Origin of the sequence: Paraburkholderia sp. EG304, assembly GCF_046543485.1 — a bacterium.
GTDB lineage: Bacteria > Pseudomonadota > Gammaproteobacteria > Burkholderiales > Burkholderiaceae > Paraburkholderia > Paraburkholderia youngii.
Genome location: NZ_JBKGUA010000029.1, coordinates 78011 through 103203 on the forward strand (window position 1 = coordinate 78011; position 25193 = coordinate 103203).

The 25193-nt window shown below is 61.9% G+C and carries 21 protein-coding genes; 9 read left to right on the top strand and 12 right to left on the bottom strand.

What is annotated here, in order from left to right:
• Window positions 1–21 precede the first annotated feature (21 nt).
• Window positions 22–570, top strand: a complete 549-nt coding sequence (locus tag ACLFKU_RS28350; protein ID WP_410851273.1) for a hypothetical protein — start codon at window positions 22–24, stop codon at window positions 568–570.
• A 44-nt stretch (window positions 571–614) separates the two neighbouring features.
• On the opposite strand, the gene ACLFKU_RS28355 is transcribed toward ACLFKU_RS28350, so the two are convergent.
• Both ACLFKU_RS28355 and ACLFKU_RS28360 read right to left on the bottom strand, forming a co-directional pair.
• On the bottom strand, window positions 615–2630 hold the full coding sequence (locus ACLFKU_RS28355; RefSeq protein WP_410851274.1) for an acyl CoA:acetate/3-ketoacid CoA transferase: 2016 nt from the start codon (window positions 2628–2630) through the stop codon (window positions 615–617).
• 31 nt (window positions 2631–2661) lie between these two features.
• Complete coding sequence (locus ACLFKU_RS28360) at window positions 2662–3129, bottom strand: CBS domain-containing protein (protein ID WP_368581309.1); 468 nt, start codon at window positions 3127–3129, stop codon at window positions 2662–2664.
• Between the two features lie 808 nt (window positions 3130–3937).
• Here ACLFKU_RS28360 and ACLFKU_RS28365 point away from each other — a divergent pair.
• Window positions 3938–4075, top strand: coding sequence for a hypothetical protein (locus ACLFKU_RS28365; protein ID WP_410851275.1), 138 nt, complete (start codon window positions 3938–3940; stop codon window positions 4073–4075).
• A 20-nt stretch (window positions 4076–4095) separates the two neighbouring features.
• On the opposite strand, the gene ACLFKU_RS28370 is transcribed toward ACLFKU_RS28365, so the two are convergent.
• Entirely contained in the window at window positions 4096–5031 is a 936-nt protein-coding gene (locus tag ACLFKU_RS28370) for a LysR family transcriptional regulator (RefSeq protein WP_410851276.1), read from the bottom strand.
• Between the two features lie 169 nt (window positions 5032–5200).
• Between ACLFKU_RS28370 and ACLFKU_RS28375 the strand changes: the two genes are divergently transcribed.
• From ACLFKU_RS28375 to ACLFKU_RS28395, 5 genes are all read left to right on the top strand, one after another.
• A complete protein-coding gene (locus ACLFKU_RS28375) occupies window positions 5201–7039 on the top strand; it encodes an assimilatory sulfite reductase (NADPH) flavoprotein subunit (RefSeq protein WP_410851277.1) in 1839 nt (612 codons plus the stop codon).
• 8 nt (window positions 7040–7047) lie between these two features.
• Complete coding sequence (locus ACLFKU_RS28380) at window positions 7048–8781, top strand: NADPH-dependent assimilatory sulfite reductase hemoprotein subunit (protein WP_410851278.1); 1734 nt, start codon at window positions 7048–7050, stop codon at window positions 8779–8781.
• 65 nt (window positions 8782–8846) lie between these two features.
• The gene (locus ACLFKU_RS28385; protein WP_410851279.1) at window positions 8847–10055 is read left to right on the top strand and encodes a class I SAM-dependent methyltransferase; all 1209 of its coding nucleotides are present in this window, start codon (window positions 8847–8849) and stop codon (window positions 10053–10055) included.
• A gap of 58 nt (window positions 10056–10113) precedes the next feature.
• Window positions 10114–10755, top strand: a complete 642-nt coding sequence (locus ACLFKU_RS28390) for a peroxiredoxin (RefSeq protein WP_410851280.1) — start codon at window positions 10114–10116, stop codon at window positions 10753–10755.
• Between the two features lie 76 nt (window positions 10756–10831).
• The gene (locus ACLFKU_RS28395) at window positions 10832–11050 is read left to right on the top strand and encodes a DUF2945 domain-containing protein (RefSeq protein ID WP_368581316.1); all 219 of its coding nucleotides are present in this window, start codon (window positions 10832–10834) and stop codon (window positions 11048–11050) included.
• Between the two features lie 112 nt (window positions 11051–11162).
• On the opposite strand, the gene ACLFKU_RS28400 is transcribed toward ACLFKU_RS28395, so the two are convergent.
• The 6 genes from ACLFKU_RS28400 to ACLFKU_RS28425 all read right to left on the bottom strand — a co-directional run bounded on the left by ACLFKU_RS28400 (window position 11163) and on the right by ACLFKU_RS28425 (window position 17988).
• On the bottom strand, window positions 11163–12062 hold the full coding sequence (locus ACLFKU_RS28400; protein ID WP_410851281.1) for an NAD-dependent epimerase/dehydratase family protein: 900 nt from the start codon (window positions 12060–12062) through the stop codon (window positions 11163–11165).
• Window positions 12063–12163: 101 nt separating this feature from the next.
• A complete protein-coding gene (locus ACLFKU_RS28405; protein ID WP_368581318.1) occupies window positions 12164–12520 on the bottom strand; it encodes an STAS/SEC14 domain-containing protein in 357 nt (118 codons plus the stop codon).
• Between the two features lie 169 nt (window positions 12521–12689).
• Window positions 12690–14138 carry a UbiA family prenyltransferase gene (locus tag ACLFKU_RS28410; protein WP_410851282.1) on the bottom strand — a complete coding sequence of 483 codons (1449 nt, stop codon included), beginning with the start codon at window positions 14136–14138 and terminating at the stop codon, window positions 12690–12692.
• Window positions 14135–15661, bottom strand: a complete 1527-nt coding sequence (locus ACLFKU_RS28415; RefSeq protein ID WP_410851283.1) for a glycosyltransferase family 39 protein — start codon at window positions 15659–15661, stop codon at window positions 14135–14137. Before ACLFKU_RS28415 ends, ACLFKU_RS28410 begins: the two co-directional genes overlap by 4 nt.
• Window positions 15662–15948: 287 nt before the next feature.
• Window positions 15949–16827: an ATP-grasp fold amidoligase family protein gene (locus ACLFKU_RS28420; protein WP_368581321.1), complete on the bottom strand. Its 879-nt coding sequence runs from the start codon at window positions 16825–16827 to the stop codon at window positions 15949–15951.
• A gap of 342 nt (window positions 16828–17169) precedes the next feature.
• Entirely contained in the window at window positions 17170–17988 is an 819-nt protein-coding gene (locus ACLFKU_RS28425; protein ID WP_410851284.1) for a class II aldolase/adducin family protein, read from the bottom strand.
• A 243-nt stretch (window positions 17989–18231) separates the two neighbouring features.
• On the opposite strand from ACLFKU_RS28425, the gene ACLFKU_RS28430 reads away from it, so the two are divergent.
• A complete protein-coding gene (locus ACLFKU_RS28430) occupies window positions 18232–19560 on the top strand; it encodes an MFS transporter (RefSeq protein WP_410851285.1) in 1329 nt (442 codons plus the stop codon).
• Window positions 19561–19585: 25 nt separating this feature from the next.
• Window positions 19586–20527, top strand: a complete 942-nt coding sequence (locus ACLFKU_RS28435; RefSeq protein ID WP_410851286.1) for a LysR substrate-binding domain-containing protein — start codon at window positions 19586–19588, stop codon at window positions 20525–20527.
• A gap of 232 nt (window positions 20528–20759) precedes the next feature.
• Here the strand turns inward: ACLFKU_RS28435 and ACLFKU_RS28440 are convergent, their stop codons facing one another.
• The 3 genes from ACLFKU_RS28440 to ACLFKU_RS28450 form a co-directional block, all read right to left on the bottom strand.
• Window positions 20760–21245, bottom strand: a complete 486-nt coding sequence (locus ACLFKU_RS28440) for a hypothetical protein (protein ID WP_410851287.1) — start codon at window positions 21243–21245, stop codon at window positions 20760–20762.
• Window positions 21246–21446: 201 nt separating this feature from the next.
• A complete protein-coding gene (locus tag ACLFKU_RS28445) occupies window positions 21447–21716 on the bottom strand; it encodes a hypothetical protein (protein WP_410851288.1) in 270 nt (89 codons plus the stop codon).
• 435 nt (window positions 21717–22151) lie between these two features.
• Window positions 22152–24893 (bottom strand): winged helix-turn-helix domain-containing protein, encoded by a 2742-nt coding sequence (locus tag ACLFKU_RS28450; RefSeq protein WP_410851289.1) that lies wholly within the window; start codon window positions 24891–24893, stop codon window positions 22152–22154.
• Window positions 24894–25193 lie beyond the last annotated feature (300 nt).

The following is a 25193-nucleotide window of genomic DNA, read 5'->3' on the forward strand; positions in this document are numbered from 1 at the left end:
GCTTGGCGGGTAGGGTCGCACATGACATTCCGGCGATCGAACTCATCCCGATCGGCATTCGGTCGTGCCTGTCACAGACGCGCCGCGCTGCTCTGCGCGGCGGCATTCGCGCTCGGGGCCTGCGCGCAGCCGTGGGACGCGTTCCATGCGGGCGAACCGGAATCGGCCGTGGTCGCCAGAATGGGGCAGCCGCGCGAGGTCTACAACCTGCCCGACGGTTCCAGGCGGCTAATGTGGCCGACGCAGCCCATGGGGGAAGTCACCGTCGCCGCGGACATCGACCCGACCGGCAAGGTGATCCGCGTCCGGCAAGTGCTGCAGCCGAACGAGTTTTACCGCGCGGAGCCTGACCAGTGGACGAAGAATGACGTTCTGATCAACTTCGGCCGCCCGGAGGAAACGACATACTTTCCAATGTTGAAACGCGAGGTCTGGAGCTATCGCTATCTGGAAGACAACCTGTGGTACCTGCTGTTTAACTTCTATTTCGACGACACCGGCGTGCTGCGCTCAACCCAGAAGAGTCCGGACCCGCTCCACTTGCAGGGTGGCGACAACAAGCCGATGTGACGGCTGCCGGCTCGTTGATATCACGTGTGGCGATTTCAGCTTCGCTAGCGGTCCGGCGACTGCTCGCGCAGGAAGGCCTGCGCCTCCGCCTCCGTCTCATAGACATAAGGTGACAGTCCGCGTCGCGTCAGTGCGTCACCCAGTTTGGCGCGCATGAAAGCGCTGGTGGTAAAGCGCGTCACGCCGAGATAGTAGCGCTGCACCATATCCTCGACCATTTCGACATACGCGTCTTCCAACGCGGGGTCCAGCACGAAACCCTCGTAGTTCACCACCGCATAAACCTTGTGGTCCAGGGGTTCGCAGATGCGGCATACCTGAGTTCGGATCGCGGCGATGTCGTCGGGACGCTTCACCTCGAGACGCGAGAAATTGAGGAACATGATGTTCTTGTCGTCGTCGTAGATGAAACGCGCTTCCAGCGGCAGTCGCAAAACATTCGAGCGCAGGCCCATCGGTTCCGGCAGGAAGATCCGCTCGTCCATCTGCTTCGGCGAACGCAGGATCGGTGCGAAGTCCATCCTGGCCAGAATATCGCGCTCCAGATCGACACCGGGTGCGATCTCGATCAGTTCCATGCCCTCGGCGCGCAGTTCGAACACGCAACGCTCGGTGATGTAGAGGACCGGTTGCCCCGCCGCCGCCGCATACGGGCCGGAAAACGTGCGATGCTCGACTTCGTCGATGAACTTCCTGGCCGTGCCGTCACGGTGAATATGCAGCTTGCCGTCGACGACTGAAATCTGGCTTTGGCCCGCCATGAACGTGCCGACAAACACGACTTTCCTGGCATTCTGGCTGATGTTGATGAAGCCTCCGGCACCGGCCAGGCGCGGCCCGAATCTCGACACGTTGAGGTTTCCCATCCGATCGGCCTCCGCGAGGCCGAGAAACGCGACGTCGAGCCCGCCGCCGTCATAGAAATCGAACTGTGCGGGCTGATCGATGATCGCCTGCGGATTGGTCGCCGCGCCGAAGTTCAAGCCTCCCGCCGGAATGCCGCCGATCACGCCGGGCTCGGTGGTCAGCGTCAGCAGGTCGAGAATTCTTTCCTCGTTGGCGACGCTGGCGATGCCCTCGGGCATGCCGATTCCGAGATTCACCACGCTGTTCGGCTGGAGTTCCATTGCCGCGCGCCGCGCGATCACCTTGCGCTCGCTCATCGGCATCGGCGCCATGCTGCTCGTGGGCACCCGGATCTCGCCGGCGAACGCCGCGCTGTAGGGTGTGGCAAAAGTCTGCTGATGATTCTCAGGCGGCGCCAGCACGACGCAATCGACCAGCACGCCGGGTATCTTGACCTGTCGCGGATTGAGCGAGCCGCTTTCGGCGATGCGCTCCACCTGGACGATCACCAGACCGTGGCAGTTGTGCGCGGCCATGGCGATCGCCAGCGCCTCCAGGGTCAGCGCTTCGCGCTCCATCGTCACATTGCCGTCGGGATCGGCGGTGGTGCCGCGCACGATCGCGACGTTGATCGGGAAGGACTTGTAGAACAGATATTCGTCGTTGCCGATCTGCATCAACTCGACCAGGTTCTCGGTGGTGCGTTCGTTCAGCTTGCCGCCGCCGAAGCGCGGATCGACGAAGGTGCCGAGGCCGACACGTGACAGATGGCCGGGTTTTCGGGCCGCAATATCGCGAAACAGGTGACTGATCACGCCCTGCGGCAGGTTATAGGCTTCGATCTGATTATTTACCGCAAGCCGCTGCAGCTTCGGCACGAGACCCCAGTGTCCGCCGATGACGCGCTTGACGAGCCCCGGCGTCGCCAGGTGGTTCAGTCCGCGGTCCTTGCCGTCTCCCTGACCGGCCGCATAGACCAGCGTCAGGTCGCGGGGCTTTGGGAGGGTGATTAACGCATCCTCGTCACGCGTCGTACAGAGTTCCTCGATGGCAATAGCGATGTCTTCGGCGAAGCCGATGCCGACGAAGCCACCTGTGGCGACCGTATCGCCGGCGCGGATCAGGCGCACGGCATCGCGTGCGGACGCCACTTTGCCGGACGAGCGGGACAGGATGGCCGGTGCAGGCGTCCCCGCGGTTGATTGCGTGCTCACGTTTCACCTCGTCTGATTCGAGCGCGACTGTCTAATAGGCGCCGCCGGTATCGATGGTCAGATGGAGCATGTCGTCCTCGAGAACACGGATGAAATGCTCGTCCTCCTGCAGGAGTTCCTCCAGCACGTCACTGTCGGAAAGCACGCCGATGACGCGCCCGGATTCGATAACAGGCAGGTGCCGGATCCGCTTCGTGTGCATCGATGCGAGGCATTGATCGCAGGTATGTTCGGGCGTCACATAAAACACCTGAGTGGTCATGATGTCGCCGACCCTGGTGTTGGCGGCGTTGCGGCCGAGCACGTCGACTTTGCGCGCGTAGTCCCGCTGGGACAGCACGCCGACCAGATTGCTGCCCTGCAGCACCAGCACCGTCGTCACATCCTTGTCGGCCATCAGCTGGAGCGCGCTGAGCACCGTGTCGTCGGGGCCGACCGAAACCAACTCCCGCGGGTTCCCGGACAGAATTTGCCGTGCTGTCTTCCTCTCCTTTTTCATGAGCGCCTCCACAGAAAGGGGAGCATGTACGGACTCCGCCTGATCAAAGCGAAATCGGAACACGATCGTTCGGGTCCAGCCAGATCTGGCGATCTTTTTTGTCTTCGTTGAATTGCAGTGTAGGTCGCTTGATCTGTGTCGAACGAACATTTTCTGTTCCGGCTTATGTGGAAGAGTGCGGTCGACAAGAACGAGCGGTGCTGCGCGCCACACGCGAGCCTGCGGCGCAGCGGAGTGCGCTCGGGCGTCCGATAACGATCGGCCGATGTGTCGAATTCAGTCGGTGCGCTCTTGCATGGCTCGTGGCGTCTAACCGAAGTCTTATCCCGGCTGATTTATCGCCTTGTAGTAGTTTTCACCGCTGCTATAACGACGTCATGCAATGCAAATCTTATTGGCGTTGCATGACTCATGAAGTCACCACGAGCAGACTTCCGTGCAAAACTTCTGCACGCATCTGCCACCACTCAGCTCATTGCGTTGGCTCAGTGACCAGGTAGTCCTCCCTATATGTTGGTTCCGGTCGCCGATGATTTGCGTCACAGCAAATACGTGGCTCCGCGCGATCAACGTGCGCCCATTTTTCACATTCGCCCGCTCAGGTGAATGTCGATGCGACCTCTATTGCCTTTCGGTTTATGCGAATGATCGACCGCAAATAGCTTCGCATACTTTCGCTCGATATTGCGATTAGAGAAGTTGTCTTTCGTGGCTGATCAGGTTTGCAAATCCGAGTGGCTTTTCAACGTTGCCATCGACCGAGTCGATGGTTCCCAGTTAAGAAGCACAAATACGGTTGGAGAGCGTCATGAATGATCTACCTGCCGGCTCACACAAGATTCACTACGGCGGCACGTTGCATTTGCCGGCGGGTGTGGCCGGGCCGGACCCGGTGGACATGCCGCAAGACGTCACGCTGCTCATAACGGTCGGCTCCGCCCGATGATAGTCCGACCAATTCGGTCGTCACCGCTGTGACACGGATTCGCCCCGATCCGTCCGCCGCCTGCTACCGCGAACGGTCGGCCGTGAGCCCACCTCGTGGTCCGCGCGCGGTTCGTCAAATACAGTGGCGACGGCCCGCAGCCCCTGCCGGACCCGGTCGATAACGTTGCCTTCCTGGCGTCTCGCGTACACCACGTAGGCGGACCATGAGAATTCCGGCGCGCCCGTGACGAGGCGCAGGCGGCCATCCCGCAAAAACGGCTCGGCGGTGCCGATGCGAAAGTAGCCCGATCCGCCAACTGACAGCAGATAAGTCAGCGCCAACGGTCCGAGCGAAATGGACACAGGTGGACTACCGAGTTCAGGGAAGGCCGCCTGATGGTTTGCCTGAAAGCTCGGCCCCCAGTCGACATAGACATACTGGGTGGGGTCCATCGCGCCATCTGGCGCGCTCGTCACCATCACCAGCTTTTCTTCGACGAGCAGTTCCGAAACCAGGTCGGGACGTTGCGGAGGGTTGTAAAGAACGGCAATGTCGAGCGAGCCTTCATGCACGCGGTCGAGCAAGCGCATCGGGCTGTCCACCTCCGCGCGCAGTGCGATCTGCGGGCATTCGCGATGCATCCAGATGAGCCAGTCGGCGAGCAGCGGATGCCACAGGCTGAGTTCGCCGCCCAGACTGACACCCTCTTCGCGTCCGGGCGGGAGCGCCACATGCTGACGAGCTTGTTCCCACACCTGCACGAGGGTCGTTGCATGCCGGACGAAGCGTTCCCCTGCCGTCGTCAGACGGGCGCCAGCCTTGTTGCGCACGAACAGGCGGCGTCCCAGCTGTTCCTCTAGGGTGCGGATGCGCGCGCTCACCGCCGTCTGCGTCAGGTGCAAACGCTCCGCGGCCGATATGAAGCTGCCACTTGCCGAGACTTCGAGAAAGGTGCGAGCCAGTGTGATATCCATCGTTTCATATCAAATTTTTTGCATTCAATTGCAATGATAATCCATTTGCGTGCGGATAACCGGTGGCGGAAAATGGCTGTTGGTTCATCACCAAGCTGACCTGTCGAGGTCCGCGCGACACGCTCACGCGGACCCCCCGGGGCAGCGTACGTCTGGAGTCGATAGAGAGATGGCTGTCGCGGAATTTCGGGACCCGGGGCTGACCGAGGTCCAGTGGGAACACATCAAGGCCCTCACGACCTCGCTCGACTCCCGGCAACTCGTCTGGGTCAGCGGATATCTCGCGGGGTTCGACCAGGCCAACACACTCCGAGCCGAAGCGAGTGCACCGGCTGCTGAAGCCGGCCTCGGCGGCACTTCGGCACGCCGGCTCACCGTGCTCTACGGCAGCGAAACCGGCAACAGCGCGGCGCTCGCCCGCACGCTCGCGGAGCAGGCGGCGCAACGCGGTCTCGTCGCATCGCTGCATGACATGGCGAGCTACAAGGTTCGTCAGTTGAAGGACGAGCAGGATGTCCTCGTCGTCGCGAGCACTTATGGCGAGGGCGATCCGCCGCAATCGGCCACCGACTTCTTCGAGTTCGTCGAAGGACGCAAGGCGCCGAAGCTGAACGGCGTGCGTTTTGCCGTGCTTGCGTTGGGCGACTCGACGTATGAACACTATTGCGAGGCGGGCAAGCGGCTCGACCGCCGTTTCGAGGAGCTCGGCGCCGAGCGCCTCGCGCAGAGAGTCGATTGTGACGTCGATTACGAACAACCGGCGAACGCCTGGATCGAGCAGATCCTTGCGCTTCTGGGCAGTAATTTATCCGCAGGCGGTCATCCGCTCAGCGCGGACCCGCGCGCGCCCGCAGGCGCTGCGGCGCAACGGCGGGCGGCCATCGACAGGCAACATCCGTTTCACGCCCGCGTCATTGAAAACATCGCGCTGACGGGGCGTGGATCATCGAAGGAAACCCGGCATATCGAACTGTCGCTCGAAGGCTCGGGCCTGAGCTTCGAACCGGGCGACGCATTGGGCGTGGTGCCGACGAATGATCCTTTCGTGGTACGCGCGGTACTGCAGGAACTCGATCTCGATGCCTCGCAAGCGGTCGATGTGAAGGGCAACGACACCACACTCGGCGATGCGCTCGGCGCGGGCTTCGAAGTCACTGCACTCACGCCGCGCTTTCTCGAGCATTGGGCACGGCTTTCCGGCGCGGCAGAACTCGAACGTCTCGTCGACAACGCGCATGCTGGCGAGCGAACCGCGTACATGCGCGGCCACCACATCATCGACGTGTTACGGCGGTTTCCCGTCAAGGGTATCGACGCGCAGCACTTCCTCGCCGCGCTAAGACCGTTGCAGCCGCGGCTCTATTCGATTGCATCGAGCCTCGCCGCGGCACCCGATGAAGTGCACCTGACCGTTTCGGCGCTGCGCTACGAACTGCACGGCGAACCGCGCGCAGGCGTAGCGTCGGGTCAATTGTCCGAGCGCATCGAGCTCGATGCTCAATTGCCTGTGTACGTACACCGGAATTCGAACTTCCGGCTGCCCGGAGGCGACGTGCCGATCATCATGATCGGCGCCGGCACCGGCATTGCGCCGTTTCGCGCCTTCATGCAGGAACGCGAAGCTCGCGGGGCCCACGGACGGTCGTGGCTTTTCTTCGGCGAACGCAATTTCCGCACCGACTTTCTCTACCAGACAGAGTGGCAACGGCTGCTGAAAGACAACGCGCTGACCCGGATGGACGTTGCCTTCTCGCGCGACCGGCGCATCAACGGCGAAGGGAAGACCTACGTGCAGCACAGGATGCAGGCGCAGGGCCACGACCTCTTCGCGTGGCTGGAAGAAGGCGCGCACCTATACGTCTGCGGCGATGCAAGCCGCCTCGCGCCCGATGTCCATCACACGCTTCTCGAGATCATCGGCAGCGAGGGCGCGCTCGATACCGAATGCGCGCAAGCGTACCTTCAACAGCTTCAACGCGACGGGCGCTACCAGCGCGACGTCTACTGAGCGAGATGATGACCACCCCACATACCGAACCGGATCGCAGCCGCGACCTGTCACAGCCCGTCGAACGCTTGAGCGCGGACGAACGTCTGAAGGCCGCGAGCGACCAGTTGCGCGGCACGATCGGCGCAAGCCTGGCCGATCCGTTGACGGGCGCCGTAGCCGATACCGACACGAAGCTGATGAAATTCCACGGCATTTATCAGCAGGACGACCGCGATCTGCGCGATGAGCGCCGGCGGCAAAAGCTGGAACCGGCGTTTCAGTTCATGATTCGGGTGCGGATGCCAGGCGGCGTCTGCACGCCTGCGCAATGGCTCAAACTCGACCAACTCGCGCGCGAGAACGGCGGCGAAACACTGCGGCTGACGACGCGGCAAACGGTCCAATTCCATTGGGTGCTTAAAGACGACCTGCGACCTCTCATTCAGGGCCTGCGCGAAGTGCAGCTCGATACGATCTCTGCCTGCGGCGACGACGCCCGCGGTGTGATGTGCTCGATCAATCCGCATCTGTCGTCACTCCATGCCGCTGTCTATGATCTCGCACGCCGCGCCAGCGACCAGGCGATTCCACGCATGCGCGCTTATCACGAGACCTGGTATGGCGAGACACGCATCGAGGGCCCGGAGCCCGAGGAGCCGTTCTACGGCAAGACCTATATGCCGCGCAAGTTCAAGATTGGCTTCGCGGTTCCACCGGTCAACGACATCGATGTCTACACACAGGACCTCGGTTTTATCGCCATTGCCGAGCACGGCGAACTGAAGGGATTCAACGTGGCGATCGGCGGCGGAATGGGACGCAGCGATCAATCGGCGGCGACCTATCCGCGGCTCGCCGACGTGATCGGCTTCGTCGCGCCGGATCAGGTGCTTGCCACCTGCGAAGCCGTGATGAGCGTTCAGCGCGATTACGGCGACCGCAAGGAACGCGCGCACGCGCGCTTCAAGTACACGATCGACGATCTCGGTCTCGACTGGGTCAAAGCCGAGATCGAACGGCGGCTGGGCTTCGCACTCGGAGACGCGCACCAGTTTGCCTTTACGACGAACGGCGACGCACTCGGCTGGCAGACGGGCGACGACGGCGCGCATCACCTGACGCTGTTCATCGAGAACGGCCGCCTGAGCAACGGGCCGGACCATGCGCTGCTCGACGGTTTGCGTGCAATCGCGCGCGTGCACGTCGGCACGTTTCGCCTGACGCCTAATCAGAACATCGTGATTGCTCAGGTGCCCGACGCGAACCGCGAGCAAATCGAGCGGCTCGCCGAAGAACACGGCCTGCTCGCGCACGTTCGTGACAGCGCGTTGCGCCTGAACTCGATGGCCTGCGTCGCGATGCCGACATGTGGTCTGGCGATGGCCGAAAGCGAGCGCTACCTGCCGTCTCTCGTGACGAAGATCGAAGCCTTGCTCGAAAAGCATAGGCTGACGGATGTGCCGATCACGATGCGCATGAGCGGCTGCCCGAACGGTTGCTCCCGGCCCTATATCGCAGAGATCGGACTGTCGGGACGCGCGCCCGGCAAGTACAACCTTTATCTGGGTGGCGGCTTTCACGGGGAAAGACTCAATCGCCTGTATCGCGAGAACGTCGGCGAACAGACGATCCTCGAGTCGCTCGACACGACGCTCGGCCATTTCGCCAGCGAACGCGTCGAGCATGAGCACTTCGGTGACTTCGTCATTCGCGCGGGTTATGTCGATGCCGTGACCTCGGGCCGCGATTTCAACCGTTGATCCAGCGTTTTGCACGGTCTGCTTCGACGATGTCGCTTTACTTGCGGTGCATGAAGGAGAATTGGATGTTTTGGGAAAGAAAGCTGGCCTCGTGGGCGGCCGATCTTCGCGAGCACAGGAATTTGCCAGCACGCGTTTCGCTCTGGAATGGCCAGTCGCATGATCTTGGCGTATTCAGGCAGCCAGCCGTCACGCTGCACGCGAAAACCGCGGCAGTCACGCGACTGCTGCTGTCGCCGCGGCTGGACACGCTGGGAGAAGCCTACGTACAGGGAAAGATCGATCTCGAAGGGGACCTGACCGACATCGTCGATATCGGCTATGCGCTCGCGATGGCTTCGCCGGAGGCGCAGGGCCGGTTGCACCGCCTCGCGCGACATCTGACTCATTCGAACGCGTCCGACCTGCGCGCGATCCGCCACCACTACGATGTGTCGAACGATTTCTACCGGCTGTGGCTGGACCGCCGCATGGTCTACTCGTGTGCGTACTTCGAGAATGGCGACGAGGACCTGGCCACCGCCCAGCAAAAGAAGATCGACCACATCCTCGCGAAAATCCAGCTGAAGCCCGGGCAGACATTGCTCGACATCGGTTGCGGATGGGGTGCGCTCGTGATTCGCGCCGCGCGTAAATTCGGCGCGCGGTGTGTCGGCATCACGCTGTCGAAAAACCACTTCGAGTGGGCGACTGAACTCGTGAAAGCACGAGGTCTGACGGATCGCATCGAAATCCGCTTGCAGGACTACCGCGATGTATCCGGACGCTTCGATCGGATCACCAGCGTCGGCGTGTTCGAACATGTGGGGCGCCAGAATCTTGCCGAATACTTCGCGCACGTGGAAGGACTTCTCGCCGAAGACGGCGTGTTGATGAATCACGGCATCACGTCGACCGATGCGGAAAGCGGCGAGACGCCGTACGGCGGCGTCTTTATCGATAAGTACGTGTTTCCCGATGGCGAGTTGCCTCATCTGAGCCTCACGTTGAAGTCGATGCAGGAGGGCGGTCTCGAAGCGTTCGACGTAGAGAACCTTCGCAAGCACTATGCGCAAACCCTGCGGCTGTGGAGCGCGAATTACGAGGCGAACGCAGCGAAGCTGCGCGAACTGGTCGACGAAAAGACATTCCGGATCTGGCGTCTCTATCTCGCGGGCTGTGCTCACGCATTCGAGAACGACGAAGTGGCCATTTACCAGATCGTCGCGCGCAAGGCGGGCATCCGTGCCAGCAAGCTTCCGTGGTCACGCCGCTATATCTACGCGCCGAACTGATTCATTCCGCGACTCCACGAATTCTCCGTGGGGCGATCTAACCTGAGAGGTCAACATCATGAGTAGTCTTCGTCTGGGCGATACCGCGCCTGACTTCGAGCAGGACACGTCAATGGGGCGGATCCGCTTCCACGAGTGGGCCGGCGATGCATGGGTCGTTCTGTTTTCCCATCCCGCGGACTTCACACCCGTGTGCACGACGGAACTCGGTTTGACGGGGAAATTGCAGCCCGAGTTCGAGAAGCGCAACGTCAAGGCGATCGCCCTTTCAGTCGATGACGTCGCATCGCACAAGGCATGGACGAAAGATATCGAGGAGACGCAGAAAACCGTGGTCGGCTTTCCGATCATCGCCGACAAGGACAAAAAGGTCGCCGCGCTATACGGCATGATCCATCCGAACCAGTCGGGAACGGCCACGGTGCGCGCGGTCTTCATCATCGATCCGAAGAAGACCCTGCGGCTGACGCTGACCTATCCGCTCAGCATCGGCCGTAACTTCGACGAGATTCTGCGGGTCATCGACGCGTTGCAGCTAAGCGATGCACATCAGGTGGCCACCCCTGGCAACTGGAAGAGCGGCGACGAGGTGATCATTCCGCTCACGTTTCAGGACGAAGCCGTTATCAAAGAGAAATTTCCCAAGGGCTATCGTGCGGAGCGTCCGTATCTGCGCTATACGCCGCAACCCGGCGAATAACGGATGAGACGCTCGAGCCGGCTCAGGAACGACGAATGCTGCGATCCTATGGGTTCAACCACTGGAGAGCACAATCATGTCCCATCGACTGAAAACAGGTGATCGCGTCACGTGGAATACCCCGCAAGGCGTGACGACAGGTACGGTCGTCCGCAGGATCATCAGGGATACGGAACTGGAGGGTCAGGTTATCAGTGCGTCGAAGGATGACCCCCGTTACGAGGTCGAAAGCGAGAAAAGCGGTCAGCATGCGGTGCATCGCGCGGACAGTCTGGAGAAGGTGCACAAGCACTGATCTGCGCGGGATCGAGAACGGCGCCATTGCACCCTTCAGCGTCGTTGCAAGGTAGGCAATCAGGACTCGTACGGCATGATTGGGCCGGCAGGGCACCGGCCTGCCATGCCTACTAAACGATCTTCTTCGTTTCGTCGCGCCAGTAGTGTTGCTGTTTCCACCCAACAAGGCGCTTGAGTTTCTCATTGCTGAGCAGAGTCTCGAACTCGCCGAGTTGCTTTCTGACCGGCACGCCCGGGTAGTAGCGCTGGAGCAGTTCCGCGGTGGGTACGTCGGACGATACGTCGTCGGCCGCGACGTTCATGACCTGAAAGCCGAGACCGTCCTTTTCGATGGCGAGCCGGCACGCGCTCGCGAGATCGCGGCCGTCGATATAGCTCCACGCGATCCTTTTGCGCAGTGCCGGGTCTTTGAGCCACTCCGGAAACTTCGCGTAGTCGCTGGGTTCGAGCACATTGCCGATACGGAAGCAGTAAATGTCGGAGCCGGTGCGCGCGTGAAACGCCTTCGCCGTCACTTCGTTGATCACCTTCGACGTCGCGTAGCTGTCCATCGGGTCCACCGGATATTCCTCGTCGAGCGGGAAGTATTCCGGACTGCGGTCGCGGTGCGCGAACACGATGCCGTAGGTGGTTTCGCTCGATGCCACGATAACCTTGCGAATGCCAAGCTTCGACGCTGCGTCGAGGATGTTGTACGTGCCCATCACGTTGATCCGGTACACCTCGTTGTCGGGCGTGATCATGATGCGAGGGATCGCCGCGAAATGCACGATCGCGTCGATCGGCTTGGGTTCGAGGTCGTTGGCGAATTCGCCCGGGGCCGTGCTCGACGCCAGCGCATTGAATACCTGGCCCGCATCGGTGATGTCCGTAATCAACGTGCGTGCGGTGCGCGTTGCCATCGGCACGCGATCGACATTCATTACCTCGTAGCCGTGCTCGACCAGGTCCTGGACGACCCATTTTCCGGCCAGGCCGCTGCCGCCGGTCACAATCACTCGCTTCGTCATGTGCTCCTCTTCTCCTGTTGTGCTTCTTGTGTGGATGGCACTGCATGTCCCTGATGCGGCAGTACCGGTCTCTGCTCAATGCGTCCAGCTGGAGACGACGTTCAGGCGTTGATCCAGGCCCGCGCCTGTTCCAGCTCGTTGACGCGAAACGCCTTGATTTCGGCCTTTGTAAAGAAGCGCGCCAAATGCATCGACGCGTGAATCCAGCCCGCGTCGGCTACCACGGCGGCGCGCTTGACCTTGCGGGCGACGGAGACGCCGAGCGTCAGGTCGGTCCACAGTGCCTTCGGTTCGATTCCGCTGAAATGCTCGATACGTTCGAGCACGCGGGTCTTACCGTTCAGTTCAAGATCGCCGCGCATGCGCTCGATGGCTTCGCGCAGTTCGTGGTCGGTGATTTTGCCTTCGACGGATATTTCGATCACCGGTGAATCGGCTACGGTGTGATACACGATCATGGCAGGACCCCTGGCGACGGAGACGTTACACGCTCAGGCACAGATGAACCTGGCGTCCGATGGTGTTTTCATGGTACCGCTTTCCACACGCCCGGTCAGGTTGCGAGCGTATTGCAGAACGGCAGAGGGCGGCCCCGATAAGCGCACCATCCGACGCATGATCGCCGCTCTATAACGCCATCCAGAAACACGCCGCGCAGAGTGCGATCATGAGCCAGCTCGCGCGGTCCTTCGCCGCAAACAGCACTGGATCGTCGTGCATCTGTCCGCGATGGGCGATCAGCCAAATGCGGCTGACCCAGTACAGCAGGATAGCGCACACCGGCCAGATCATCGGCGGGTGACGATAAAGCAGCGCGGTATTGCGGTCCTGGATATAGAGCGCGAGGACCAGCACGGCGAGATAACCGGATGCGGCGCCGAGCGATGAAATCAGCGCCAGGTCGTCGGACTGGTAGCCGCGCCCGCGTGTTTTCGTCAGCCCGCGCGCCTGCAATGCATGCAGTTCCGCATAACGCTTGACCAGCGCGAGGCTCAGGAACATGACCATCGAGAACGCGAGCAGCCAGAAGCTCAGATGTGCCCCGATCGCGGCTGCACCCGCCACGATGCGCGCGGTGTAAAGCGCGGCAAGCACCACCACGTCGACCATCACCAGCCGCTTCAGGTAAAGCGAGTACGCGAGCGTGAGCGCGTAGTAGGCGAGCAGTGCGAGCGCGAAGCGCAGCGGCAGGCAGCCGAATGCGAGTAGCGCGCCGCCGGCCAGCAATACCGGACATAACGCAACGCCCCAGCGTAGCGGTAACGCGCCGGATGCGAGCGGCCGATTGCGCTTGGAAGGATGATGGCGGTCGTCCTCGAGATCGATCAGATCGTTGAGCAGGTAGACGCTCGACGCACACAGCCCGAAGGCGACGAATGCGAGCCCCGCGGCGAGCGTTGTCGCCGGCTGTCCGAATTGGTGCGCGGTGAGCAGCGGCACGAAAATCAACAGATTTTTGAGCCACTGATGCAGGCGCAGCGCTCTGCCCAGCACCTTCAGGCGCCTCTGCCGGGTCTCGATCACGCGATCGACATTGCCGTGCGCGAGCGCCACGCGCTCGACGCCGCGCTCCGGGTTCACGACCCACGCGCGCGCGGCGCTGGCCAAGACCGGCACGTCGTCGCGCGAAGTGCCCGCGTAGTCGAAGCCGCGCTCCCCGAAGGCGGCGATCAGACGGTCACGCTTGCGTCTCGCGGACAGGTTGACCTTACCGTCGGTCGCATGGACCTCGTCGAAGCAGCCCAGATGATCCGCGATGGCCTGCGCGTAGCGCTGGTGGGTGGCGGTCGCAAGCACGAGCGCACGGCCGGATGCACGCTCCGCCGCCAACTGCGCGAGCAGGGACGCGTCATACGGCAGCCCGGTGACATCGAGATCCGTGGCGGCCGCGAGCCGCGCCTTCAGGCCCGCTTTGCCGCCACGCAGCAGCCAGACCAGCAGTTGCCAGCAGCGCAGCGGCGAGGTCTTCAGAAACGCCCGCGCGCACTCGATCAGAACGTCGGAGCGCAACAGCGTGCCGTCGAGATCGACGACGAGCGGCCGGCCGCGGTCCGGCGTGATCGGCGCATGGCTCACGACTGCGGCACGATCACGAACAGCTGGTAGGGACGCGCGGGCAACTCCCGTCCCCATGCGGTCTTGCCCACCTCGAGCGCAACCGGCGCGGCATGGCTTAGCGACGATCCGGTCGCGATGCAGTCCGAGTCGTCGCCACGGCACACGATCAGCGCGCCTTGGCGCGTGAAATCGGCGGGTGCGACCCAAGGCGTTGCTGCCGGCCAGTCGAGATCCCAGAAGCGGGCGCGGCCGCCGTCATAGAACACCATCGAAGCGGCTTCATGCGTCGAGCCCGCCACGATCGACAGCGGCTGGCTGGTGTGTTCGTGCCACACCGCCTGCGCGGCTGCCGCGAGTTCCGCGCGCGGCTCGGCCGCGTCGTCGGTATTGCGCTGCGCCCCCGTGTAGCCGACCACGGCGGACACCGCGAGCACCAGCGCCCAGTACACCGCCATCGCGCGTATCGCACGCTGCGGCGCGAACTCGACGCGGGCTTGCGCGAGCACGGCAAGCCAGAGCGGCACGATCGCGAACCACTGCGCCATGCCCCAGACCGAGGCCATCTGCGTCTTGCCGATCACGGACAGCACGCCCACGGCGAACAGCGGCCCCAGCGCGAGCCACCAGAGATCCGGGTGCGACGCGGGCCGAACGACGCTCAGCGCCATTAGCCGCGCCGCCCCGCGCGTGCGCACCATCAACAGCACGAAAACGAAACTGAGCGCGAGGTAGCCGATCTGCGCGAGCGTGTAGATGCCAAAGCGCCCGACCGCGGCGAGAAGCGTGCCGCCGGTGCGTTGCGCGGCATACTCGAGCGTCGGGAAATGATTGACCATCATCCAGTGCACGTGCGGGGCCAGCACGGCGACGCCCGCCGCCACCGCGAGCAGCGAATCGACGCTGACGAGGCGCGCCCGCCATGCGGGGCGCGCGAGCAACGCCAGCAACAGCCCGAGCAGCAGCACGATCGTGAAGTACTTGCCCAGCACCGCAAGCGCCGCGCAGGCCCCGAGACCGAGCGCCGCGCCGCCGCGCGCGACGCGGCTGCCCGGCTGCACGTAGCGGACGAAAAAGTAGGCGGTCCACGGCCAGACCGACAACAGGATCGAGTTGGGATTGAATTTGATGGCGAGATTCGAGTAAAGCGGCGATACTGCCATCGCAAGCCCGGCGAAGATCGCGATCTGGCGCGGCACGAAGCGCCCGGCGAGCGCGACGATCCCGGCGAGGCCGACCAGCACGTTCACCGCCGAAAGCGCGAAATAGGCGAGATCGGTATGTGGGAACACGCTGAACCAGGCCGCGGCGACCCACGACGAAAGCGGCGGGTGCTTGGCGTAACCGGCCTGCCACTCGATGCCCCAGACGTAGGTCTCGACCATGTCGCCCTGGATGTCCAGATTGCCGCGCGCGAGCCAGGCGGCGAGCGTCCAGACGACTGCGTGGAAGGGGAGCAGCCAGCCGAGTGATGCGATGCCTGCGGCGGCAGGTTGGTCGGAGGCCGAGGCGAGCGACGGAGGATTCGAAAGCTGGGTCGACATTGAGCGTTTTGGTCTGTGTGCCACCGTACCGGGCGGCGTTTTTAGCCCGGCATTGTAATATGAGCTTATGGAAGAAGTGGGCGAACCTGACAGACCACCCGGCAACCGATGGCGCCGATCGAGTAAAAAAAGGCTTGATGGAGGAAGGACGGTCGCGGCGAAATTGACCCGTGAACGGGTCGCGTCCAGCGACTAACAGAGCTGAGTGCCGCTAATGGGGCTGGCGGTCGCAGTCGGCCGCCAGGCTGATGAAGAGGAACGCCGTCACGACCACACTGCAGACACCCTCACGACAGAAGACGTCCCCATTCATAATCGACCCGATCGGGCAACATGGGACTTACGCCAGCCCCCGGCGTGAAAGTGAGTTCGCCGAAGAACACCCGGTCAGATGGTGCGTACAGGTCGACGCGAACATAATCGAAACCCTCGGACAGAAGCGCCGCCGTATCGAGCAACAGCTCCAGATTGTTCGGTCGCGGTGCCGGCCGCGTGCTGCGAAGGTAGGGAGCAAACTCGAGGTCGATACGGTTCCATTGTGCGTCGTATGTGTCGCCGCGCGTGTTGCTTCCGAAACGGTCTGAGATGACGAAGATATACATCACGGGTCGTCCCGATCCGTTCGCAAAGCAGTGAACCTTGTAGTCGGCTGGAATCATGCCGTGCTCGTCGAGCAGCAGACTCTCGAAGTAAATGCGTGGCTGAATTCCTCGGTAGTGCCGTTCCCGCGCATTTCTGTAGAAATTGGTGGAGAGCCATTGGCTGGCGAGGCACTGGAGATGTTCGAAACTCTGCTGCGACTTGTCCCGGACGATTTCCACAAAATTGTTTCCATGGTTCGCCTTCATGACAAAGGAATTCGGCAACATGTCGAACGTCTTTTGCGTAAAGTCCGAGGGCGCGGAGATGATGGGGATGAGGTATTTCTCACCGATCTTTTCTCTGACGTAATCGCGCACGGTCAGTTTGTCGGTCAAAGCGCTGTATCGCGAGTCCGGCCGCAAGCAACGTAGCAGGATTTTCTCGTTGTAGGTTGTGGGGTGAAAAAGTTTGGGGAAGCGCCCGATGCGCTTGCGATGTAGCAAGCTGAGGAAAACCGCATCGGGAAGAAGCTGTTTCGCGTTGTCTTTCGTCCATTGAACAATGGATTGGGACGGGTAGGTCATTGCACGTCTCCCAACAATGACTACGCACGGGTATCGATATTTCTGAAGCTGCGACTGACAGAAGTTCGATGCAGGCTCAGAGGTTATGATCATTCGGCAAGAAGCCAACGTCAAGAGCGGTGACGCGACAAATATCGCATCACGTGGAGTAGATATTGATATTCACAAAGGCGAGGCCGGCTGATATGGTGATCGCTTGCATACTGCCGCGAATGCGCTCGGTGCCAATGATCAGAAGTAATGGGCCGCTGACCTTGTTCCTGATGTATTTGCAATAAGCGTCATGAGCGCGCTTGAAGTGGAAGGTACCGTACGCATGTGTATCGTCGCTTTGATCAACGACTAAGTGTCGAGCATGCGCGCGTAGTCGTTGAGGTCGCTGTGTTCGCGCAGTATCTGCTTGAATAAGCCCTGAAAACCGAGCCAGGCAACGTAGTCTGACGCCAGATGCCGGCGCGTCGCCCGTGCCTCTTCCGCGCTCAGCGGCTCGAGCGGGCCGGCCGCCTCTGCCAGCAACTGCACCTGCGCGCACCGCTCCATGGCGATGAAGCGATACACGGCCGAATCCACGTTCGATCCCACCGTCAGCAGGCCGTGATTCAATAGGATTGCGGCCTTGCACTCGCCCATGGTCTGCGCTATACGCGCGCCCTCGTCGGTGGCGAGCACGACGATGTCTCCGCGAAATACCACATGGTTTTCGAAGAACAGACACGCTTCCTGATTGATCGGCGCCAGCAGCCGTTCGCGCGCGGCGAACGCGCGGCCATAGGTCGTATGCGTGTGCACGGCGGCCGCCGCCGCATGATTCTGGCGATGCAGCCCGCAATGAATCGCGACCGCCGCCGCATTGACCGGCCCACTGCCGTGGTGCACCGCGCCCTTGTCGTCGATGCACATGAGATCGTCGGGATGGATGGTCGAAAAGTGCTGCGCATATTGATTGACCCAGTAGCGGTCGTGATGCTCGGGATCGCGCATCGTCACATGACCGGCGATGCCCTCCGTCAGCCCGAAGCGCGCCAGCAGCCGGAACGCCGCCGCGAGCTTGAGCTTGCGATGCCGCCGCTCGGTCTCGTGGTCTTTATGGACACGCGGAACCGGCAACGCTCCGCCGATGGGAGTGGGAATCTGATAATCGTCGGAGTCGACCGAGCACATGCGGCACCCTCGATGAAAGAGACGGGACATTGTTATTCTGGTGCGCCAGAAGTGCCGCCGTCCATGGCGGTTTGCGCAATGTCGTGTGAGATTTCGGCACCACTCGCCACGAAGGCCCGTCGCGCATGGCTTTGCACGAGGTTATGCCGAAGCGTCACAGGACAGATACTTTTCGTGGATTGTCATGGAAATTCGGCTAGTGCTAAATGAAGCCACGAAAGGACTCGTGCCCGGACAACACCCATGCAGACTCTCGATACCCAAAGCGCGTTGCCGCCCGATCTGATGAAACGCGTCGTGTGGCGGCTCGCGCCGCTGATGGTGCTGATGTACGTCGCCAACCAGCTCGATCGCGCCAATGTCGGCTACGCGGCATTGACGATGAACGCCGAACTCGGCATGAGCGCCGCACAATACGGGCTGTCCGCGAGTCTGTTCTTTCTGGGCTACATCCTGTGCGAAGTGCCCAGCAATCTGTGCATGCATCGCTTCGGCGCGCGGCGCTGGATGACACGCATACTGGTCTCCTGGGGCCTGCTGTCGTCGCTCACGAGCTTCGTGCCGAACGCGCAATGGCTGTATATCGCGCGGTTCACGCTCGGCGTGTTCGAGGCGGGGCTGTATCCCGGCATGGTCTACTACCTGACGCTGTGGATGCCCGCACGCAATCGCGTCTGGATGATGTCGCTCTTCACGATGTCGATCCCGCTCACCGGCATGATCGGCGCGCCGGTGTCGACGTGGATCATGGAGCATGCGAACGTGTTCGGCATCACCGGCTGGCGCGCGATGATCCTGCTCGAAGGTCTGCCCGCTATCGTGCTCGGCGTGGTCGCGTGGTTCTATTTGCCGGACGGTCCTCACGCATGGCGCGGCCTGAGCGAGAAAGACCGTCAGACGATCCGCGCGGCGCTCATCGGCGAGGAGCAGGCCGCGTCCGCCGCCGTGCAGCCCGGCAACGCGCGCCACGCGCTCACCAACCTGAAGGTCTGGGGCCTCGGCCTGGTTTATTTCGGCATCAACTCGGGCATCATCGGACTGCTGTATTTCCTTCCGCAGGTCGTGAAGACCTTCAAGGGTAGCGCGCAGTACTCGCTCACGCAGATCGGCCTGATCACGTCCGCGCCGTTCGCGGCCGCGGTGGTCAGCGTGATCGTGTGGGGACGTATCGTGAGTCGCAAGCGCATTCATGCGCGCTACGTCGCCGGACCGATGTTGCTGTCGGCAATCGCGCTCGCAAGCGCACTCTATCTGTCGTCGCCGCTCGCGACCATCGCGGTGCTGGCGGTCGGCACGTCCGCGTGCTTCTGCAGCATCAGCACGTTCTGGCAGTTGCCGCGAAACATCCTCACCGATCGCGCGGCGGCGGCGGGGATCGCGCTCATTACGAGCATCGGCGTATCGTCGGGCTTTCTGATGCCGTATCTCATCGGCTGGGTGCGCGATACGACCGGCACGTTTCAGCTCGCATTCATCGGCATCGCGGTGGCGATGACCGCCGGTGCAGGGCTTGCGATCGTGCTCGACACCGAACGTCGGCGCGAGCCCGCCGCAAGCATGGCGCTAAAATGAGCGAACTTCCTATGGAGACCCGCTCGTGTCATTGCGTAGAGGAATTCCGAGCCTGACGGCGTTGCAGGCCTTCGAGGCGTCGGCGCGTCATCAAAGCTTCTCGAAGGCCGCCACTGAACTGCAGCAGGCACACGGCGCCATCTGCAAGAAGGTCAACGAACTCGAATCCAGCCTCGGCGTCGAGTTATTCCGGCGCGTCAGCCAGCGTCTGGTGCTGACCGATGCGGGCGCCGATTACGCGCATCGCATCCGCGTGAATCTCGAGCAGATTCGCCAGGACACGCAGCAACTCGTAGCCAATCGCGAACGCTCGACGCTGCGCGTCGCGGTAGGCGTCACCTTCGGCGCGCAATGGCTGGTGCCTCGGCTGCCGGCTTTTCATCGCGCGCAGCCGAAGATCCAGGTACGGCTGATTGGCCGTGATCAACCAACGTACTTCCACGACCTGAACTTCGACGCCGCGATTCACTTCGAGCAGTCGCCGCTGCCGGGACTCGCGAGCAGGGTGCTGATGGCGGACGACGAAGTGTGGATGGTCGCCTCGCCATCAATGGCCGATGAACTCGCCGCGCAGGACATCGTCGAGATGCCGTGGATTCATACGCGCGATCTGCCCGCCGCCTGGATGACGTGGAGCGAAGCCGCCGCGCACGAAGCCATCGAACACACGCCGCGCAACGGCAGCGACCACTCGTTCGACTTCTTCATCATGGCGATTCGAGCAGCGGTCGCGGGCTTGGGCCTCGCGCTATTGCCGCGCGTGCTGATCGAGCAGGAGCTGGCGTTGGGCCAGTTGGTGCGCATCGGCGGATATGCGGCGATCAATGCGCAGAAGACTTATCTGATGTTTCCGGAGCAGCGGCGCGAGTGGGCGCCATTCGTCGCTTTCGCCACATGGCTGGACGAGGAGATGACACGTTATCGCGCGCAACGTCGAGCATTGCCGGAAGAAGCGCCGCAATGCTGACGTGTCGAGCAATGCTATTGGGGTGAATGGCAACGGCGTGCTTTACCGTGGAAGCTTTCGAAAGTCTGGGTGGCTCGCACAAGACCGAATACGACTTCGAACCCTCGCTACTGGCATGCTCAATCCTGCGGTTGATAGGAAACCTTGGGCATGCGATCTGACGCGACTGCGCGTGCAAGATTTTTGCGAGGGAACCAGTTTCGGAGTCGACCGCATGGGTCGGCGCATATCGCTAATTCATATTCCAGGTGATCTTGTTATTCACCTCGACCGCATGCGTGCCCACGGCGGGTGGGTGCAATAGCTGTCCCGAGAATGTCCCCGAACCGCTTATTCCTTTGTACTTGCCGGTACCTCCGGTCAAAGTTTGAGTGTCCGTTTCAAAGGTGAGGTTGATCTTGTCACCGTCCACATCAGTTTCGGTGCAAGCGCCCTTTACTTCATATTTGCCGCTTCTAGCGCTTTCATAGAAAAGGCAGTGAACCGACATACGATCGAAAGGCTTTTCGCCGACCGAATTGCGCGTGATCCCGAACCCCTCAATCAGCAAACTGGACCCTTGATCGCCCATGTCGATGGTGGCCAGTTCGTGGTTGATAGCGTAATTCGTGTAGGTCGTGCTACCGTGCCGAGGCATATTGAACGTCTGGGCCAATGTCGCGCCGGCGGAAACAGTCATGGATGCGGCCAATGCCAATTTTCTTAACGTTGATTTCATTTTCCCTGCTCCGTTGACTACTTCGAAACTCGTACTACATTGCGGGCTCCACAGAACTGTTATAGATACTTGGTTTGAATAGAGATAGTGTGGGTAATGCTTGCAGAAAGGATGGCGATGCACCCTTGGTGCAAGCAAAACACTCCTGCGACGGCGCCGGCCAGTGACTTCGGTCAGCCGTTGCATGACCGGACAGTCGCCTTATTGACCGCTCTTCGCTGTATTTAGGGCATCGTTCGGCGGCATCGAGTGCGTATCGGACTCGTTCTTGCCGAAATCATTTTTGCCCGGTATCGCATCCAACGGGCTCGACACAGGGTCTCCGTTACGTGTCATGCCGGAAGTTGCCGCGCCATGCGCGCTACCTCCGCCGCTTCCACCATTGCCATTTCCGCCCCCCTGAGCAAACGCGACGCCTGCCACCATAGTAACGGCTGTGCAAGCCAAGGCCACCTTCAGTGCATACTTCATGATGCGTCTCCTACAAGTTCGACGAGATTGATTCGCGTCGGGACTGATGTGCCGCTCACGACGACAAACCGTTTGCGTGGCGGCAGTGCGCAAGCGGTTGAATTCGGCTCGAATACGCTGGATGCGCGTGAGCGAGGGCCCGTGATGAGGATTAGTCGCGCGCCGCCGCCATTAATGACGCAGCGGTCGCCGCATCCATGCGCGATTCGTTGCAATATGCGAGTTCGCTGGCAAGAGCAGCGTAGGCACGGCGGGGTCGGGTCGCACGAAGGGATGCCGAATCAACGCCGAAATTGCGCCGAAAGATGTGACCACGACGACGGCGTATTGAAGGCAATCGGTTCGATTGGTGGAAGATGACTTGTGCTTCAGGCGGGCGCGGGCAGCCGCGGTTTCCGGTGCAATGAGTCCAAATCCGCCGCGTCGCTTTTCGTTCTATCGAGCCGGAAATGCCATTGCTGTGACTTGCTCGACATCGAGCCGCGCGCCTTCGCTGGCAAATCGATCACGTTCTTCGGGCGTGAATGACGAGCGGACAATGTCTCGCGCATGCTCGTAGCTGGACACCGCATGCGGAGGTATCCAATCGCGGTAACCAAGGTCTGCCTGCAGAAGGCGCCTGTCAATCCAGGCAATTGTCCTCGCGGCGTCGGCGAGACGGCCCTGCCGCACCAGCAAATGCGCTACGTAGCAGTAGGGACAGGTCATCGGACCATCCGCATGCATCGACAGCGTGCAAGCGCTGCGCAGTTCGAGCTCAGCCGTTTCGATGTCGTCGAGATAAACGAGCGCCGCGCCGCGTACAACGAGGATTTGCGACCGCAGGTGGACACTTCCGGTCACGCTGGCGCTGTCGAGAATATCGTTACATCGCCGCAATGCGGAAGCGAAGTCGCCCGCCATCAAGTCGCAGGCGGCCAGCAAAAATTGGCAGCGGTCTCCGAAGAAGCTGTCGCCACGGCGATGCCCCTGCAATGCCGCATTGGCTAGTCTTCGCGCTTCCTCGGGAGTGCCATCGATATAGTACGCGCAAGCCGCTCTGCACCAATCGGTGTACGTTTGCAACCACGACGGCCATGCGTCGTCGAACAGGGCTTCTGCCTCGGCCAGTGCTGCCTTCGCCGCGTCGCGATCGGTCAGCATGGCAAACTGGAGCGCTGCAACCATCAAGGAGCTGAAGACTCCGAAGCGGTCGTCCAGGCTTTGAAAGAGTCGAGCCGCCTTCAGTGCCGAAGCGGCCTGGCGCTTCGTCTCCGTACGCATGCGCAGGTCCGCGACGGCAAACCAGAAGCGCGCTGCCAGTCGAGGCGGCATTGACTCGTCCACCCAGGGTTCGATCGTGCGGTACAGCCGCGCGCCTTCGTCGTTGAAGCCGCGTGCATCCCATAGCGTGTCCGTGGCGGCGGCAAGCTCGACCGCGATCCGGCGATCGCCCGTCGGTCCAAGTGCCCACGCCACGGCTGCGCGCACATTGTCCAGGTCTGGCGCGATGCGACGCATCCGCGCCAGAGGCTCCTCGAAGGGATCGTCTCCGGCCAGGTTCTCCGCTAGCGCTTCGGCGTGGCGCCGGCGCGTCGCATCGAGCGCACCGGTGACGGCGAGCCGCTCCAAGGCAAAGGACCGGCTGCTTTCGAGCAGCCGGTAGCGCGGCATTCCGCCGCCTTCAATCATCACGAGCGATTTGTCCACCAGCGAGGCCAGGTGATCAATGACTGCCCAGCTATCGATTGTCTGGTCGCTCGCTGCGCGCTGTGCGGCTTCGAGCGAGAAACTGCCCATGAACACGCCGAGCCGGTCGAACACGGTCTGCTCGGGCGCCGTGAGCAGCCCATAACTCCACTGCAGCGCCCGCCGCAAAGTCTGATGGCGAGGCAGCGCGGTTCGAGTTCCGCCCGCCAGCAGCCTCAACCGCTCGTCGAGCCGCAGCCTCAGCCCATGCAGTCCGAGGAGCGCCCCCCGCGCCGCGGCGAACTCGATCGCCAGCGGAATCCCATCGAGCCGCCGACAGATCTCGACCACATCGCCCACGTTGCCGCTGCCGACCGTGAACTTCGGATCGGCGGCCTGGGCGCGGGCGACGAACAGCTGAACCGCGCCAAAGCCCAGCGCGACGGTCGCGTCGGCGCTCGCGGGCACGGCCAGCGCGTCGAGCCGGAAGATCTGCTCCTGATCGATATGCAACGGTTCCTGACTGGTGACCAGCACCCGCACGCCCGGTGCGGCGGCCACGATCCGCGCGACCAGGTCCGCGGCAGGTTCGAGCAGGTGTTCGCAGTTGTCCAGCAACAGCAGCAGTCGCTGATCCCTGATCAGTTGCACCAGCGACGTGAGTCCCCCTGCTTCGAGCGCGATCTGGTGTCCCAGCACGCGCGCCACGGTCGGCACGAGAAGTTGAGCGTCCGCCAGCGAGGCCAGTTCGACGAGCCAGGCGCCGTCTGCATAGTCGTTGCGCAGCCGGTGCGCCACGGCCTGCGCCACCCGTGTCTTGCCGATGCCCCCGGGGCCAACCACGCTCACGAGCTGGCAGATTTCCAGCAAACGCGCGAGCGTGGCGATGTCGTCCGCACGCCCATAGAGCGGTGGCATCTGGGCCGGCAGATTGCCGGTCGCGCGTGCTGACCTCGTCAGGGAAGCGCGCTCTTCCCCAGCGGACTCTGTGTTCGAAGGGACTGCTCTTCTGACAGCCGTATCGACGAAATCAGAAGAAGACTGCTTCAGCGCCGCTTCCCGAACCGATTGCGGCACGCCGATGTCCCCATTGAGCGCCACCGATGACGAAGGTGCCGTCAGGTCCGGGCCTTCGGCGGAAAATGACCCGACTGGCCGGACGTCGAAAATATAGCCCCGGCGCGGCACCGTCCGAATTAACTGCTGACTTCGATCGCCCAGCGCCGCGCGCAATTCACCGATGCACTGCACCAGCGAATCGTCAGTGACAATAACGTCGCGCCATACGGCCTCGATGAGTTCGATCCTGCCTAGCAGGCGGCCGGGGTGCTGCGCCAGATGCAGCAATAGCGCAAAGGTCTTGGGTCTGAGGGCAACAGGGCGTCCCTCGACGCGCAGTTCGCCGCGCCCTTTATCGATGTCGAATCCGGGGTAGTGCAGTACAAATACGATGGCGTCGCTGACGGAGTCCGGCGTCGTGATGAATTTCGCGGAATTTTCGGCGTTCATTCGGCCAATCGTCGTGTGAGTCGACGCCTCCCTGACTATCCTTGTCCGAGTCATCCATTGATGGAGCATATGACTCTAGGGACCTCGCCGCCAGTGTTTGATGCCTTTTCCGACGCAAGCGTGCATTCGCGCGCTATCCGACAAGGTCCGTTCTGCGCAAGATCATCTTTTAGCAGGCTGTTGAAATACCTCCCGCGCACGTCATCCGCGCGGGAGGGGTAAACGTTGAAACAAAGAACCGGACAACACTGAGACTGAAGCGATGCGCGGAGCGGACGGCTATACCGAGTCGATGTTCAC

Bases quoted from the DNA above. Each gene is read 5' to 3' on its own strand.
- ACLFKU_RS28350 (WP_410851273.1), top strand. From the start codon at position 22: ATGACATTCCGGCGATCGAACTCATCCCGATCGGCATTCGGTCGTGCC.
- ACLFKU_RS28360 (WP_368581309.1), bottom strand. From the start codon at position 3,129: ATGAAAAAGGAGAGGAAGACAGCACGGCAAATTCTGTCCGGGAACCCG.
- ACLFKU_RS28365 (WP_410851275.1), top strand. From the start codon at position 3,938: ATGAATGATCTACCTGCCGGCTCACACAAGATTCACTACGGCGGCACG.
- ACLFKU_RS28370 (WP_410851276.1), bottom strand. From the start codon at position 5,031: ATGGATATCACACTGGCTCGCACCTTTCTCGAAGTCTCGGCAAGTGGC.
- ACLFKU_RS28375 (WP_410851277.1), top strand. From the start codon at position 5,201: ATGGCTGTCGCGGAATTTCGGGACCCGGGGCTGACCGAGGTCCAGTGG.
- ACLFKU_RS28380 (WP_410851278.1), top strand. From the start codon at position 7,048: ATGACCACCCCACATACCGAACCGGATCGCAGCCGCGACCTGTCACAG.
- ACLFKU_RS28385 (WP_410851279.1), top strand. From the start codon at position 8,847: ATGTTTTGGGAAAGAAAGCTGGCCTCGTGGGCGGCCGATCTTCGCGAG.
- ACLFKU_RS28390 (WP_410851280.1), top strand. From the start codon at position 10,114: ATGAGTAGTCTTCGTCTGGGCGATACCGCGCCTGACTTCGAGCAGGAC.
- ACLFKU_RS28395 (WP_368581316.1), top strand. From the start codon at position 10,832: ATGTCCCATCGACTGAAAACAGGTGATCGCGTCACGTGGAATACCCCG.
- ACLFKU_RS28400 (WP_410851281.1), bottom strand. From the start codon at position 12,062: ATGACGAAGCGAGTGATTGTGACCGGCGGCAGCGGCCTGGCCGGAAAA.
- ACLFKU_RS28405 (WP_368581318.1), bottom strand. From the start codon at position 12,520: ATGATCGTGTATCACACCGTAGCCGATTCACCGGTGATCGAAATATCC.
- ACLFKU_RS28415 (WP_410851283.1), bottom strand. From the start codon at position 15,661: ATGTCGACCCAGCTTTCGAATCCTCCGTCGCTCGCCTCGGCCTCCGAC.
- ACLFKU_RS28420 (WP_368581321.1), bottom strand. From the start codon at position 16,827: ATGACCTACCCGTCCCAATCCATTGTTCAATGGACGAAAGACAACGCG.
- ACLFKU_RS28425 (WP_410851284.1), bottom strand. From the start codon at position 17,988: ATGTGCTCGGTCGACTCCGACGATTATCAGATTCCCACTCCCATCGGC.
- ACLFKU_RS28430 (WP_410851285.1), top strand. From the start codon at position 18,232: ATGCAGACTCTCGATACCCAAAGCGCGTTGCCGCCCGATCTGATGAAA.
- ACLFKU_RS28440 (WP_410851287.1), bottom strand. From the start codon at position 21,245: ATGAAATCAACGTTAAGAAAATTGGCATTGGCCGCATCCATGACTGTT.
- ACLFKU_RS28445 (WP_410851288.1), bottom strand. From the start codon at position 21,716: ATGAAGTATGCACTGAAGGTGGCCTTGGCTTGCACAGCCGTTACTATG.
- ACLFKU_RS28450 (WP_410851289.1), bottom strand. From the start codon at position 24,893: ATGAACGCCGAAAATTCCGCGAAATTCATCACGACGCCGGACTCCGTC.